This is a genomic window from Streptomyces sp. VTCC 41912, assembly GCF_045799175.1.
GTDB classification, from domain to species: domain Bacteria; phylum Actinomycetota; class Actinomycetes; order Streptomycetales; family Streptomycetaceae; genus Streptomyces; species Streptomyces albulus_C.
Genome location: NZ_JBJMAB010000015.1, coordinates 65,782 through 79,628, shown reverse-complemented (window position 1 = coordinate 79,628; position 13,847 = coordinate 65,782). Strand labels below are relative to the sequence as shown.

At 73.9% G+C, this 13,847-nt stretch carries 11 protein-coding genes; 8 read left to right on the top strand and 3 right to left on the bottom strand.

Annotated features, from left to right (window positions below):
* Nucleotides 1-35: 35 nt before the first annotated feature.
* Complete coding sequence (locus ACJ6WD_RS21810) at nucleotides 36-815, bottom strand: class I SAM-dependent methyltransferase (RefSeq protein ID WP_407616361.1); 780 nt, start codon at nucleotides 813-815, stop codon at nucleotides 36-38.
* 107 nt (nucleotides 816-922) lie between these two features.
* On the opposite strand from ACJ6WD_RS21810, the gene ACJ6WD_RS21805 reads away from it, so the two are divergent.
* The 4 genes from ACJ6WD_RS21805 to ACJ6WD_RS21790 all read left to right on the top strand — a co-directional run bounded on the left by ACJ6WD_RS21805 (nucleotide 923) and on the right by ACJ6WD_RS21790 (nucleotide 5,257).
* Nucleotides 923-1,117, top strand: coding sequence for a hypothetical protein (locus ACJ6WD_RS21805; protein WP_233659638.1), 195 nt, complete (start codon nucleotides 923-925; stop codon nucleotides 1,115-1,117).
* A 123-nt stretch (nucleotides 1,118-1,240) separates the two neighbouring features.
* Nucleotides 1,241-1,498: a DUF5133 domain-containing protein gene (locus ACJ6WD_RS21800; RefSeq protein ID WP_233659637.1), complete on the top strand. Its 258-nt coding sequence runs from the start codon at nucleotides 1,241-1,243 to the stop codon at nucleotides 1,496-1,498.
* A gap of 40 nt (nucleotides 1,499-1,538) precedes the next feature.
* Nucleotides 1,539-3,962 (top strand): phosphoketolase family protein, encoded by a 2,424-nt coding sequence (locus ACJ6WD_RS21795; protein ID WP_331249427.1) that lies wholly within the window; start codon nucleotides 1,539-1,541, stop codon nucleotides 3,960-3,962.
* Between the two features lie 185 nt (nucleotides 3,963-4,147).
* Nucleotides 4,148-5,257 carry a Ku protein gene (locus ACJ6WD_RS21790; RefSeq protein ID WP_233659636.1) on the top strand — a complete coding sequence of 370 codons (1,110 nt, stop codon included), beginning with the start codon at nucleotides 4,148-4,150 and terminating at the stop codon, nucleotides 5,255-5,257.
* A gap of 15 nt (nucleotides 5,258-5,272) precedes the next feature.
* Here ACJ6WD_RS21790 and ACJ6WD_RS21785 read toward each other — a convergent pair whose 3' ends face one another.
* Nucleotides 5,273-6,862, bottom strand: coding sequence for an alpha/beta hydrolase (locus ACJ6WD_RS21785; protein ID WP_407616360.1), 1,590 nt, complete (start codon nucleotides 6,860-6,862; stop codon nucleotides 5,273-5,275).
* Nucleotides 6,863-7,110: 248 nt separating this feature from the next.
* Here ACJ6WD_RS21785 and ACJ6WD_RS21780 point away from each other — a divergent pair, with 248 nt between their 5' ends.
* Nucleotides 7,111-7,602 (top strand): DNA-binding protein, encoded by a 492-nt coding sequence (locus ACJ6WD_RS21780; RefSeq protein WP_331249425.1) that lies wholly within the window; start codon nucleotides 7,111-7,113, stop codon nucleotides 7,600-7,602.
* Nucleotides 7,603-7,643: 41 nt separating this feature from the next.
* Nucleotides 7,644-8,585: a GNAT family N-acetyltransferase gene (locus ACJ6WD_RS21775; protein ID WP_407616359.1), complete on the top strand. Its 942-nt coding sequence runs from the start codon at nucleotides 7,644-7,646 to the stop codon at nucleotides 8,583-8,585.
* Here the strand turns inward: ACJ6WD_RS21775 and ACJ6WD_RS21770 are convergent.
* Nucleotides 8,582-9,529, bottom strand: a complete 948-nt coding sequence (locus tag ACJ6WD_RS21770) for a LysR family transcriptional regulator (RefSeq protein WP_233659632.1) — start codon at nucleotides 9,527-9,529, stop codon at nucleotides 8,582-8,584. The two genes, ACJ6WD_RS21775 and ACJ6WD_RS21770, sit on opposite strands and share 4 nt — an antisense overlap.
* A 375-nt stretch (nucleotides 9,530-9,904) precedes the next feature.
* Between ACJ6WD_RS21770 and dnaE the strand changes: the two genes are divergently transcribed.
* Together dnaE and ACJ6WD_RS21760 are read left to right on the top strand one after the other, a co-directional pair.
* Complete coding sequence (dnaE, locus tag ACJ6WD_RS21765; protein ID WP_233659631.1) at nucleotides 9,905-13,501, top strand: DNA polymerase III subunit alpha; 3,597 nt, start codon at nucleotides 9,905-9,907, stop codon at nucleotides 13,499-13,501.
* A complete protein-coding gene (locus tag ACJ6WD_RS21760; protein ID WP_407616358.1) occupies nucleotides 13,498-13,839 on the top strand; it encodes a DUF6300 family protein in 342 nt (113 codons plus the stop codon). The genes dnaE and ACJ6WD_RS21760 overlap by 4 nt, the downstream gene beginning before the upstream one ends.
* Nucleotides 13,840-13,847 lie beyond the last annotated feature (8 nt).

Here is a 13,847-nt window from a genome sequence, read left to right as displayed (position 1 = left end):
CGCGCGATCGGTGCCGGGCGCCGGACCGACGGGGATCACGCCGGCAGGGCCCGCAGCAGCACCAACGAGCCCTCCAGCGAGGGGCGTTCGCGCAGCGCGCCGTGGCGGGCGTCCCAGGTGCCGTCGGCGAGGTCGCGGCGCAGGGCGTCGGCGAAGCGGTCCCGCACCGGCGCGTCGACGAAGCTCCAGGCGGAGCACGCCCGGCGGGCGGCGGGGTCGAGGAGGCGCTCGGGGCGCCCGTAGTACGCCTCGTTGAAGCCGTCGGAACAGTCCAGGGGGATCGGGACCGGCGTCACGCGCACCGTGCCGCCGAGGGCGGCGGTCAGGGCGTCGACCTCGGGGTAGCGGCGGGCCTCGGTGTCCAGCACCTCGGGGCAGTAGTCGTGGAGCCAGAAGTCCCGCACCCGCCGCGGGTCGCAGGTCAGCACCACGACCGGGCCGGTCGCCACCCGGCGCAGCTCGCGCAGCCCGGCCGCCGGGTCGCTCCACTGGTGGACGCTGAACGTGGTCATCGCGGCGTCGAAGGAGTCGTCGGCGAAGGGCAGCCGCTCGGCGACCGCGTCGAGCGCCGGGGCGAGGTGCGGCGGCCGCTGGGCCCGCATCGCCGCGGAGGGCTCGACGGCGGTGACGTCGAGCGAGACCGCTTCGTAGGAGCCGGCGCCCGCCCCGACGTTCACGACCGTGCGGGCGGTACCGAGGGCCTGGTGGACCAGGGCCGCGATGCGGGGGTCGGGCCGGCGGTGGTCGGCGTATCCCGCGCCGATCGCGCCGTAGTCGACGTCCCCGGCGCTGCCGTCGTCCGCACGCGCGTTCATGACCTGAACGTATCAACGGCTGGGTGGCGCGGGCGGGGGTTTGGGCAAAGGGGCGGCGGGCAGCGGACCATCGCAGGATGGAACCACCAGGAGGGAGGTCCGCCAGCATGGCCGGAGGAACGACGGGTGACGGGCCGGGGCCCGTACCCAGCACGCCCCACCCGGTACCGCGCGACCCGGGGACGCCGGACCCCGAGCGGGAGCCGGCGACGGAGCCCGAGGAGCCGGCCGGGGAGCCGCCTGAGGAACCGCCCGGCAACCGCCCCGACGAGCACCCCGAACCGCCCGAGCCGCCCGACTGAGCGCCGCCCGGCCGGCGGCGGGCCGTCCGGTTGCAGCCGCCGCACCGCCGGCGCAAGGTGGGAACGACCCGTGCCCGGCCCCGCCCGGCCACGGCCGTCGGCCGCCTCGGGGACGCCGGACCGATGTCGGGAGAAGAAGACGACATGCTGCTGCCGGACAAGTCCGTGCTCGTCGACCTGCTGCGGCGCTACCGCGTCTGGGAACGCGTGGTGCTCGCCGATCCGCACGATCCGGCGGCCCGCCGCCAGCTGGAGGACCTGGCCTACACGCTGTGCGTGCTGATGGGCCGGCGCACCGTCCACGAGGCGATCCTGGAGGCGGAGCGCTACCTCGCGGCCGGCCGGACCGTGCCGCGGACCGCCGACCGGCGCAACGGCTAGCCCGCTCCGCGGCGGCACCGCGCGACATGAGGAGCTGACTGTGGCACACACCCGGACCCGGACGACCACGGCCCCCTCGGCGGCCGGCGCGGCGGACGCGGCGGCCCCGCTCGACGCGGCCGAGCTGAGCGCCCTCGACGCGCACTGGCGGGCCGCCAACTACCTCGCCGTCGGGCAGATCTACCTGATGGCCAATCCGCTGCTGACCGAGCCGCTGCGCCCGGAGCACATCAAGCCCCGGCTGCTCGGCCACTGGGGCACCTCCCCCGGCCTGAACCTCGTGCACACCCACCTCAACCGGGTGATCAAGGCCCGCGACCTGGACGCATTGTGCGTCTGGGGGCCGGGGCACGGCGGCCCGGCGGTGCTGGCCAACTCCTGGCTGGACGGCACGTACACCGAGACGTACCCGGACGTGACCCGGGACCGGGCCGGGATGGCGGAGCTGTTCCGGCAGTTCTCGTTCCCGGGCGGGGTGCCCAGCCACGTCGCGCCCGAGACCCCGGGCTCCGTCCACGAGGGCGGCGAACTGGGCTACTCCCTCACCCACGCCTACGGAGCGGCCTTCGACAACCCGGAGCTGCTGGTCGCCTGCGTGATCGGCGACGGCGAGGCGGAGACCGGGCCGCTCGCCGCGTCCTGGCACGCCACCAAGTTCCTGGACCCGGTGCACGACGGGGCGGTGCTGCCGATCCTCCACCTCAACGGCTACAAGATCGCCAATCCGACGGTGCTGGCCCGCATCCCCGAGGACGAACTCGACGCGCTGCTGCGCGGCTACGGACACGAGCCGCTGCACGTCACCGGCGACGACCCGGCGGCGGTGCACCAGGCGCTGGCCGCGGCCATGGACCGGGCGCTGGACCGGATCGCGGCGATCCACCGCCGGGCCCGCGCCGACGGCGACGCCCGACGCCCGCACTGGCCGGTGATCGTGCTGCGCACCCCCAAGGGCTGGACCGGTCCGCGCGAGGTGGACGGGCACCCCGTCGAGGGCACCTGGCGCGCCCACCAGGTCCCCCTCCCCGGGGTCCGCGAACACGCCGACCACCGGCACCAGCTGGAGCGATGGATGCGCTCGTACCGTCCGGAGGAGCTGTTCGACGAGGCGGGGCGGCCGCGCCCGCAGGTGTTGGCGTGCGTGCCCCAGGACCGGCGGCGGCTGGGTGCCTCGCCGCACGCCAACGGCGGGCTGCTGCTGCGCGACCTGCCACTGCCGCCGCTCCAGCGGCACGGGGTCGAGGTCGACAAGCCCGGCACCGTGCTGCACGAACCGACCCGGGTGCTCGGCGGGCTGTTGGCCGACGTCATGGCGGCGACGGCCGAGCGCCGCGACTTCCGGCTGGTCGGCCCGGACGAGACCGCCTCGAACCGGCTGGACGCCGTCTACGAGGCCACCGGCAAGGCGTGGCAGGCCGCCACGCTCCCCACCGACGAGTACCTGGCGCGCGACGGCCGGGTGATGGAGGTGCTCTCCGAACACCTCTGCCAGGGGTGGCTGGAGGGCTACCTCCTCACCGGGCGGCACGGGCTGTTCGCCAGCTACGAGGCGTTCGCGCACATCGTGGACTCGATGGTCAACCAGCACGTCAAGTGGTTGAAGACCGCGCGCCGGCTGCCCTGGCGGCGGCCGGTCGCCTCCCTCAACTACCTGCTCACCTCGCACGTCTGGCGGCAGGACCACAACGGCTTCTCGCACCAGGACCCGGGCTTCGTCGACCACGTCCTCAACAAGAGCCCCGAGGTCGTCCGGGTCTACCTCCCGCCGGACGCCAACACCCTGCTGACCGTGGCCGACCACGCGCTGCGCAGCCGCGACCACGTCAACGTGATCGTCGCCGGCAAGCAACCCTGCTTCGACTGGCTCACCCTGGACCAGGCCCGGGTGCACTGCGCCCGCGGCGCCGGCGCCTGGGAGTGGGCGGGCACCGAGACCGGCGACCGCGCACCGGACGTGGTGCTGGCCTGTGCGGGGGACGTGCCCACCCTGGAGACCCTGGCCGCCGCCGACCTGCTGCGACACCACCTGCCGGAGCTCGCGGTGCGGGTGGTCAACGTCGTCGACCTCGCCCGGCTGCTGCCCGCCGAGGTCCATCCGCACGGAATGCCGGACTCCGAGTTCGACGCCCTGTTCACCCGGGACAAGCCGGTCATCTTCGCGTACCACGGCTATCCCTGGCTGATCCACCGGCTCTGCTACCGCCGCGCCGGCCACCAGCACCTGCACGTCCACGGCTACAAGGAGGAGGGCACCACCACGACGCCCTTCGACATGGTCGTCCGCAACGACCTCGACCGGTTCCGGCTGGTGCTGGACGCGGTGGACCGGGTGCCGGGGCTGGGCGTGCGCGCGGTGGCACTGCGGCAGGCGATGACGGACGCCCGGATCCGCCACCACGCCTGGATCCGGGAGCACGGCACGGACCTGCCGGAGGTCGCGGAATGGACCTGGACCGGCGGGTGAGCGCCACCGGCGGCCCGTTCGGGCACCCGCTCGGCAGATGACGTGACGTCAGGTCGGTGGCACGGTCGCCGGTGCCGGCCGCCGACGGCCGGCACGGCCCGTGCGGACCGGCTCGGGAGGTGGCCGGCGCGCCGTCCTCCTAGCATGGAACGGCACCGAACCGCACCACGAAGGCGGCTCCCCCCATGCGCCCCACCGCGAAGTTCTCCCTCAGCTTCGGCCTGGTCACGATCCCGGTGGCCGCCTACAACGCCACCGACCCCACCGCCGCGGTCAGCTTCGTGCGGATCCACACGGCCGACGGCGGACGCGTGCGCAACCAGCCCGTCTGCTCCCTCGAAGGCACCGAGGTCTCCCCCGACGAGATCGGCCGCGGCTACCGCACCGACGACGACGCCGTCGTCCCGCTGACCGACGACGACCTGGACGCGCTGCCGCTGCCGACCGCCAAGACCCTCACCATCCTGGCCTTCGTGGCGGGCGGCGACATCGATCCGCTCCAGATGGGCAAGGGCTACTACCTGGGCGCCGACGGGCCGGCGGCGGCGAAGCCGTACGCCCTGCTGCGGGACACGATGGAGCGGCACCAACGGGTGGGGCTGGGCAAGATCGCCCTGCACGGCCGGGAGACCCTGGCGATGATCCGGCCGGTGGCGGACGTGCTGGTGATGCAGGTCCTGCTGTGGCCGCACCAGATCCGCCCGATGACCGGCGTCCTCCCGGAAGGGGAGGTGAAGGTCGCCGCCAACGAGGTGCGGGCCGCCGAGACGCTGATGGACTCCTTCGGCGAGCTGTCCGAGGACGACGTCCACGACCACTACCGCGAGGCACTGGAGGAGATCGTGGCGGCCAAGCTCGCACACCGCGAGCCGGCGTTCGAGGCGGGCGAGGAGCGGCCGGCGGGACAGGTGCACGACCTGATGGCGGCGCTCCAGGACAGCGTGCGGGCGGCACAGCGGGCCCGCGGCGAGACCGAGGGGACGGAGGGCGCCGACGGCACGGCCGGGTCGGGTGGCGGGGCGCGGCCGGCCGGCCGCACGGCGACGAGGACCGCGCCCCGGAAGTCCACCGCAGCCCGGAAGACCGCCGAGCGGCAGCCCGCGAAACGGGCCGCGGCCGGCACCGCGAAGGGCGGGACGGCGGCGAAGAAGTCCGCGGCGGCCAAGCGCACCGGCACGAAGGGCGCCGGCACGAAGGCCACGGGCAGCGGGAAGGGTGCGGAGAAGACCGCGGGGACGGCGCGCGGGAAGGCGGCGGCCAAGCAGACCACCGGCCGCGGGCGGAAGGCGGGCTGAGCCCCGCGGGGCCGCTCAGCGGCAGCCGCTGCCCCCCACCGGCAGCACGCCGTCCAGCAGGAACCCGTCCACCTTCTGTCGCACGCACGGATTGCCGGAGGTGTACGCGGCGTGGCCCTCGCCGTGGTAGGTCAGCACCACGCTGGAGTTGCCCAGCGCCCGGGCCATGTGCGCGGCGCCCTCGTACGGCGTGGCGGGGTCGCGGGTGGTGGCGACGAGCAGGGCGGGCGGCGCGTCGTGCGCGGCCACCTCGCGGGAGGAGTCGTCGCCCGGGACCGGCCAGCCGTAGCAGTCCAGCAGCGTCGGGGCGATGTCCGGGCCGAAGAGCGGGGAGGCCTGGGTGAGTTCGCGCACGGCGCGCGGGTAGTCGGCGGGCCCGTAGCGCTCGGAGGTGTCCCGGCAGCTGATCGCCCGGAGGGCCAGTTGGTCCTGGGCGGGCAGCGCCGTGGTCGGGCCGCGTACGGGGCGGCCGCCGGGCCGACCGGTGCCGCTGCCGCCGCTGCCGCCACCGCTCAGCTGGAGGATGCCGGTGGCGTCCCCGCGGCGCAGCCGCGCCAGGGCGTCCCGCAGCGAGGGCCAGCTGTCGCGGCTGTAGAGCGCCTCCCGCAGCGCGTAGACGTAGGTCGTGCCGTCCACGTCCGTGCCCTGCGCGGAGATCGGATGGTCCGTCAGTTTCTGGTACCAGTCGGTGAGTTGGCGGTCGGCGCCGGTGGCGTTCGACCCGAGCGGGCAGCCGCTGGTGCGGACGCAGTCGGCGGCGAAGTCGTCGAGCACCCGCTGGAAGCTGCCCGCCTGGGCGACCGCGGTCTGCCAGGTGTTCTTGGTCGGGTCCTCGACACTGTCCAGGACCAACCGGCCGGCGGTGCGCGGAAAGAGGTGGGCGTAGTTCGCGCCGAGCCGGGTCCCGTAGGAGAACCCGAGGTAGTTGAGCTTGCGGTCGCCGACCGCGGACCGCAGCACGTCCATGTCCCGGGCGACGTTCGGCGTGCCGAGCCAGGGCAGCAGCGCGCCGGAGTACCGGCCGCAGGCTTCGTTGATGCGCTGCTCGTCGGCGGCGAGGCCGGCCGCGCCCGAGCCGCCGGCCGGGGTGTAGCCGGTGCCGCAGGAGACCGGTTCGGTGTGGCCGGTGCCGCGCGGGTCGAAGCTCACCAGGTCGTAGCGCTGGCCGAGGTGGGCGAAGCCGTCGCTGTTGCCCACGAGGTAGTTGACGCCTGAATCACCGGGGCCGCCGGGGTTGATGACGAGCGAGCCGAGCCGCTTGCCCGGCCCGGTCGCGGGCAGCCGGACCATCTGGACGCGCAGCGTGCCGTTCTCCGGGTGGGCGTAGTCGCGCGGCACGTCCAGGCGGGCGCATTGGAAGCGGCCGGCGGCGGTGGGCGGCGCGGTGGTGGCCGGCGGCGCCGAGCCGTGGCCCGACGCAGCGGTCCCGGGGAAGTCCGCCGGGCAGGGTTGCCAGGCCGGCCGCTGGGCGTAGAACGGGTCGAGGGCCCCTCCGCCGGCCGCCCCCCGCGGCCCGGCGAGGGAGACCGGTGCCGGAATCCCCACCAGGGCGCCGGCCAGTGCACCCGACGCCAACACCGCTAGGGCTCCGCGAAGACCCGGCATACCCCGAGGGTAGGGCCGCGGCCCCGGACGGGCATCCGGACGCCGGAGCCCCCACGGGCCGCACGGGCCGCACGGGCCGGATAGGGAAAGGGAGGGGTACCACATACCCCGAGGGGGTAGCGAGCCGCCGACCCTCCACCCCGATCAGCCCCGACAGGGACCCCTCCTCCCTCGACCGCGACACGCTTGAACAACTCGTTCACCTCAATCCATTGACAACGCCTCACACAAGTCGGCATCCTGACGTCATGTCAGCGACCTCGGAGCAGCCTCAGAAGTCCCAGCAGCCCCAGCAGCCCGATCAACCGACCGCCCCCGCCGACCCGTTCACTCCCCCGGACCCCGGCCGGGCCCGCGCGCACCGCGCCCACGCCGCCCTCTTCCGGATCGCCGAGCGGCACGCGGCCACCGACGAACAGCGGCGGCGGCAGGTGCACCCCGCCTTCGTCAGCCCGCACGAGGCCGTCCGGCTCGTGTCCTTCCTGCTCAGCGGGGCCGCCCTGCTCCAGGACGGCGAGCCGGAGGTGGACCGCGCCGACGTCACCGCCGCACTGAGCCTGGTCCCGATGGTGCGCGGGGAGATGGACGAACTGGAGGCCGGTCTCCTCCAGATGGCCCGCGGCCGCGGCATGACCTGGCAGGAGATCTCCTTCGGCCTCGGCCTCGGCACGCCCCAGGCGGCCCGCCAGCGCTACGAGCGCCTGGTCGACCGCACCGCCACCGACCCCGCGGCGGGCTGAGGACCATGGCGGACGCCCCGCCCCGGGGGTAGTCTCCGGCGATGTCCGAACTCCTGCCGCCTCTGCCCGCGGGCTACCGGGCCAGACCGACCACGGCCGACGACCTGGCCGCGGTCCACCGCCTGGTGGCCACCTGCGAACGCGCCCTCCACGGAAGGGCGGAGACCGATCCCGGCGGCATCGCAGCGGACCTGCACCGTCCGGGGCTGGACCCGGTGCGGGACACCCTGCTGGTCCACGACCAGGCGGGCCGGCTGGCCGCCCGGGCCTGGGTGGACCGGCGTTCGGAGGTGGACGTCCATCCCGCCCACCGGGGCCGTGGACTGGGCGCCGCCCTCCTGGATTGGGCCGAGGTCCGGGCGCGCCAGGTCGGGAGCGCCGGGATCGTGCAGACCGTGCCGGACGACGACACCGCCGCCGTCGCCCTGCTGCGTTCGCGCGGGTACCAACCCCTGGTGCGTTCCTGGCAGTTGGCGTACGCCATGCCCGAGGAGCCGGTGGTGCCCGCGTCCCCCGCGGACCTCACGGTCCGGCCGTTCCGCCCCGGCGACGAACGCGCCGCCCACCGCCTCATCGAGGACGCGTTCGCCGCGTGGCAGCCGCGCCGCAAGTCCTACGCGGAGTGGGCCCGGCACACGGTCGAACGGCCCACCTTCGCCCCCGGCCTGTCGTCGCTGGCCTTCGCCGACGGCCAACTGGTGGGCGCCGTCATGTCGTTGGACCTCCCGGAGACCGGCGAGGGCTACGTCGAGCAGGTCGCGGTCCGCACCGACCACCGCAACCGGGGCATCGCCCGCCTGCTGCTGCGCCACGCCTTCCGCGCCTTCCACCGGCACGGCAGGCGACGCTGCATCCTGTGGACCCATTCGAACACCGGCGCGCTCGAACTGTACCTGCGGGTGGGCATGACGGTGGCGCGGAGCTCCACGGTCTTCCGCAAGGGGCTGGCGGGCGACGGACCCGGCGCCGGGCCGCCGGCCTAACCGGGCGGTGTGCGCCGCTGCGCCCAACTCGGCCGCCAGGTCTCGGTGTCGGGGTGGTCGACGGGCAGCGAGGCGAGGTGGTCGCGGAGCGCGGTGAGCCCGGGGTGCGGGTTGTCGCCGCGCCAGAGCAGCGAGTGCGGGTACACCGGCGTCGGCCCGTGGATCGGGATCCGCCGCAGGTCGTGGCCGTCGGGCCAGACGAGCGGGGTCCGGCGGCCGAAGAAGGTGGCCAGCGTCGCGGAGTCCGCGAGGGCGTCGAGGAGCGCCTCGATGCCGAAGTCCGGTCCGATCGTGTCGAGGGTCAGGCCGAAGGCGGCGGCCAAGTCGTCGTAGTAGGCACGCCACTCCGTGCCGGGGGCGGCGCCGGGCATCCAGATCCGGTGCCCGGCGAGCTGGCCCGGGGTGACCGCGGGGGCGGCGGCGAACCGGTGGGCCGGGCCGACGCACAGTTGGAGCGGCTCGTCGAAGACCGGGGTGGCCCGGACGTCGTCGGGCAGTTGGCCGCCGGGCCGGGTGACGGCGCGGAAGGCGGCGTCGATCGCACCGGCCCGGACGGCGGCGACCGCCTCGTCGGCGTCGGAGAGCGTGACCACGTCGAGGGTGATGGCGGGATGCGCGCGGTGGAAGTCGCGCAGCAGCCCGGCCGTCGCCAGCCGCCGGCCGACCACGTCGACGCGGAGCGCGCGGCTGCCGGGCCGGACGGAGGCCGCCGCCCGCTCCTCGGCCTGGACGAGGGCGCGGGCGTGCGGCAGGAACGCCTGCCCGTCGATGGTGAGGACGGCGCCCCGCGCCGTCCGGGTGAACAGGCGCACGCCGAGCTCGCCCTCCAGGGCGCCGATGCGCTTGGAGACGGCCTGCTGGGTGAGCGAGAGGTCGACGGCGGCCTTCTGGAACTGCCCCGTCTCCGCGACCGCGACGAAGGTCCGCACAGCTTTGAGGTCCACGGCCGCCACCCTACATACACAACAGTTCGTTGTGGCACGCCGATGTGGCGGTTGTTTGATCCGCCGCACGGAGGGCGGCTTGGATGGCGGTCGTCAACGGGGATCCGGACTGCACTCCAGGGAGTGTGCAGCACAAACCGGTAGGTCAGCGGCGCGCAGGCGTGCGCACGTCCGCCGGTTTCGCCTGCGCGGTCCGCACGGGCACGACGCCCGGCCGCACCATGAACAACTTCTGGTTGTATCTGGCATGCAAGGGTCCGGAGTGGCGGACGGTCCGGCCGGTCCGTCCCACGGCTCCGTTGCTGCCTGCCCGCACGGCCACCGCCGCGGCTCCGGCCGGGTGGGGCCGCCCATCTTCCCGGAGGTGACGCACCCGTGTCGGACACTTTCGTCCATCTGCACAACCACACCGAATACTCGATGCTGGACGGCGCGCAGAAGCTCAAGCCGATGTTCGCCGAGGTCGCCCGGCAGCAGATGCCGGCGATCGCCATGAGCGACCACGGGAACATGTTCGGGGCCTACGAGTTCGCGCAGGTCGCGAAGGGCTTCGACGGGGTCAAGCCGATCATCGGGATCGAGGCGTACGTGGCGCCGTCGTCCCGGTTCACCCGGAAGCGGGAGTTCTGGGGTCCCGGGGGCCGGCGCGCCGTCAGCGACGACGGCGAGGGGTCCAAGGACGTCTCCGGGGGCGGCCGCTTCACCCACATGACCATGTGGGCGCGGAACGTCCAGGGCCTGCGGAACCTGTTCTGGCTCTCCACACAGGCCAGTTACGAGGGCCAGTTCCCGGCCGGCAAGCCGCGGATGGACCGCGAGCTGATCGCGCAGCGGCCGGACGGCATCATCGCCACCACCGGCTGCCCCTCCGGCGAGGTCCAGACCCGGCTGCGGCTCGGCCAGTACGCCGAGGCGCGGGCCGCGGCCGGCGCCTACCAGGACCTCTTCGGGCGGGAGAACTACTTCCTGGAGCTGATGGACCACGGCCTGGACATCGAACGGACCGTCCGCGACGACCTGCTGCGCCTGGCGAGGGACCTCGACATCCCGCTGTTGGCCACCAACGACGCGCACTACGTCACCGAGGACCAGGCCGACGCCCACGACAACCTGCTGTGCATCGGCGTCGGCAAGAACAAGGCCGACCCGCACCGGTTCCGCTTCAACGGCTCCGGCTACTACCTGAAGTCCGCCGCCGAGATGCGGCGCCTCTTCGCCGAACTCCCGGCGGCCTGCGACCACACCCTGCTGGTCGCCGAGCGCGTCGAACCCTACGACGCGGTCTTCGACCACGTCGACGAGATGCCGCAGTTCCCGGACCTGCCCGAGGGCGAGACCCAGGAGTCCTGGCTGCGCAAGGAAGTCCTCAAGGGGCTGAGCCTGCGCTACGGGGACCCGGTACCCCCGCACGTCCTGGAGCGGTTCGAGACCGAGATGGCGGTCATCGGGCCGATGGGCTTCAGCTCCTACTTCCTGGTCGTGGCGGACATCTGCCGGCACGCCCGGGACAACCGGATCCCGCTCGGCCCGGGCCGCGGCTCGGCCACCGGTTCCCTCGTCGCCTACGCCACCCGCATCACCGAACTCTGCCCGCTGGAGCACGGCCTGCTCTTCGAACGGTTCCTGAACCCCGAGCGGATCAACCCGCCGGACGTCGACCTCGACTTCGACGACCGCCAGCGCGACCGGATGGTCCGCTACGTCACCGAGAAGTACGGCGACGCGTTCACCGCCCTGGTCAACACGTTCGGCAAGATCAAGGCGAAGAACGCGATCAAGGACTCCTCCCGGATCCTGGGCTACCCCTACGCACACGGCGAACGGATCACCAAGGCGCTCCCGCCGGACCAGAACGGCAAGTCCGCCCCGCTCGCCGCCCTCTTCGACCCCGCGCACGAGCGGTACGCCGAGGCCGGCGAGATCCGCCGGCTGTACGCCACCGAACCGGACGTGCAGCAGGTGATCGACACCGCCCGCGGCGTGGAGGGCCTGACCCGCGGCACCGGAGTGCACGCCGCGGCGGTGATCCTCTCCAAGACCCGGCTGACCGACCGGATCCCCTTGCACATGCGGGCCGCGGACGGCGCGCGGATCACCGGGTTCGACTACCCGTCGTGCGAGGCGATGGGCCTGGTCAAGATGGACTTCCTGGGCCTGCGGAACCTCGGCGTGATCGACCAGGCGCTGGCGAACATCCGCGGGAACCGGGGCGTGCGGCTGGCCACCGTGGACCCCCTGGACGGCGACCCCGCCACCGTCGTGATCCCCCTGGACGACGCCCCGACGTACCGGCTGCTGGCCGACGGCAACACCTTCGGCGTCTTCCAGCTCGACGGCGGCGGCATGCGGGCCCTGCTCAGACTGATGGAGCCCACCCGGTTCGAGGACATCGCCGCGGCCAACGCCCTCTACCGGCCGGGGCCGATGGCCGCCAACGCGCACACCAACTACGCCCTGCGGCAGAACGGCAAACAGGACCCGACACCCATCCACCCGGAGTTGAAGGAGGCGCTGGAGCCGATCCTGGGCTCCACCCACCACCTGCTCATCTTCCAGGAGCAGATCATGGCCATCGCACGGCAGTTGGCCGGCTACACCCTGGGCGGCGCCGACATGCTGCGCCGCGCGATGGGCAAGAAGAAGCCGGAGGTGCTGGCCGCGGAGTGGGAGAAGTTCCACGGCGGCATGCGCGACAACGGCTACTCCGACGAGGCGATCCGGGCCCTGTGGGACGTGATGCTGCCGTTCTCCGGCTACGCCTTCAACAAGTCGCACACCGCCGGCTACGGCCTCGTCTCCTACTGGACCGCGTACCTCAAGGCCAACTACCCGGCGGAGTACATGGCCGCGCTGCTCACCTCGGTCGGCGACGACAAGGACAAGGCCGCCGTCTACCTCGCCGACGCCCGCAAGAACGGCGTCCGGGTCCTCCAGCCCGACGTCAACGCCTCCGTCGCGGAGTTCACCGCGATCGGCGACGACGTGCGGTTCGGGCTGCGCTCGGTGCGCAACGTCGGAGACGCCGTCATCGAGGCCGTCGTCGACGCCCGCCGGCGGAAGGGGAAGTTCACCTCGTTCGCCGACTTCGTGGACAAGGTCGAGCTGCCGGCGCTGAACAAACGGGCCGTGGAATCCCTGATCAAGGCCGGCGCCTTCGACTCGCTCGGCCACACCCGCAAGGGACTGACCGCGGTCCACGAGGGTGCCATCGACGCGATCATCCCGGTGAAGAAGGCGGCCGGCTTCGGCCAGGACGACCTGTTCGCCGGACTCGGCGGCGGGGCCGACGACCGACCGGCCTTCGGCCTGGACCTCCCGATCGACGCGGAGGAGTGGCCGCGCCGCCACCTGCTCGCCACCGAGCGCGAGATGCTCGGCCTGTACGTCTCCGCCCACCCCTTGGACGGGGCCGAGCACGTCCTCGCCGGCGCCCGGGACTGCTCGCTCGCCGAGCTGCTCGGCTCCGGCCGCACCACCGGGGAGGTGCAGCTGTCCGGGCTGATCACCGGCATCCAGCGCAAGGTGACCAAACAGGGCAACGCCTGGGCCATCGTCACCCTCGCCGACCGCGACGCCAGCATCGAGGTGCTGTTCTTCCCCGCCGCCTACCAGCTCGTGCAGCCCGCCCTGACCGAGGACGCCGTCATCGCCGTCCGCGGCCGGATCGAGGACCGCGACGGCACCCTCAACGTCTTCGGCCGCGAACTGGCCGTGCTGGACCTGTCCGCGGCCGAGCACGGCGGACGTCCTCCGGTGCGGCTGGCCTTCCTCGCGCACCGCCTCACCGAGGACGGGGTGCACGAACTCAAGCGGCTCCTCGCCGACCATCCCGGCGACCACCCCGTCCACCTCAGCGTCCGCGGCAGCGTCAAGACCACCGTCTACGCCCTGCCCGCCACGGTGGACGCCGGCACCCTCGCCTCCGACGTCAAGGGCGCGTTCGGCGCCGAAGCCTGGGCGGGCCTGGCATGAACCCCACCGCCGATCCCGCCGATTCCGCCGCCCCCTCCTGCCCGCGTTGCCGGACCCCGGTACTGCTGGTGGTGCGCCACCCCCACACCTGGCACAACCGCTCCGGGACGCCGGTGCACGGCCTCAGGGAATCCGTGCTCTGCCCCTCCTGCGCCCCGGACGACCCGACCGCGGCCGCCCTCCTCGCCCTGCTCGGCGACGGCGACGGCCCGCCCCCGGACCCGCCCGCGCCCCTCGGCCCGCGCCTGTACGTCTGGCTGGCCGCGGTGCGCGCACGCACCCCGTGCGCGGCGGCCCTGGCCGACGAGGAGTCCCGGTGGCGGGCGGGCGAGCTGTGACGGGCCGC

Bases quoted from the DNA above. Each gene is read 5' to 3' on its own strand.
- ACJ6WD_RS21775 (WP_407616359.1), top strand. From the start codon at position 7,644: ATGTCCGAACTCCTGCCGCCTCTGCCCGCGGGCTACCGGGCCAGACCG.
- ACJ6WD_RS21810 (WP_407616361.1), bottom strand. From the start codon at position 815: ATGAACGCGCGTGCGGACGACGGCAGCGCCGGGGACGTCGACTACGGC.
- ACJ6WD_RS21780 (WP_331249425.1), top strand. From the start codon at position 7,111: ATGTCAGCGACCTCGGAGCAGCCTCAGAAGTCCCAGCAGCCCCAGCAG.
- ACJ6WD_RS21785 (WP_407616360.1), bottom strand. From the start codon at position 6,862: ATGCCGGGTCTTCGCGGAGCCCTAGCGGTGTTGGCGTCGGGTGCACTG.
- ACJ6WD_RS21790 (WP_233659636.1), top strand. From the start codon at position 4,148: ATGCGCCCCACCGCGAAGTTCTCCCTCAGCTTCGGCCTGGTCACGATC.
- ACJ6WD_RS21805 (WP_233659638.1), top strand. From the start codon at position 923: ATGGCCGGAGGAACGACGGGTGACGGGCCGGGGCCCGTACCCAGCACG.
- ACJ6WD_RS21800 (WP_233659637.1), top strand. From the start codon at position 1,241: ATGTCGGGAGAAGAAGACGACATGCTGCTGCCGGACAAGTCCGTGCTC.
- ACJ6WD_RS21760 (WP_407616358.1), top strand. From the start codon at position 13,498: ATGAACCCCACCGCCGATCCCGCCGATTCCGCCGCCCCCTCCTGCCCG.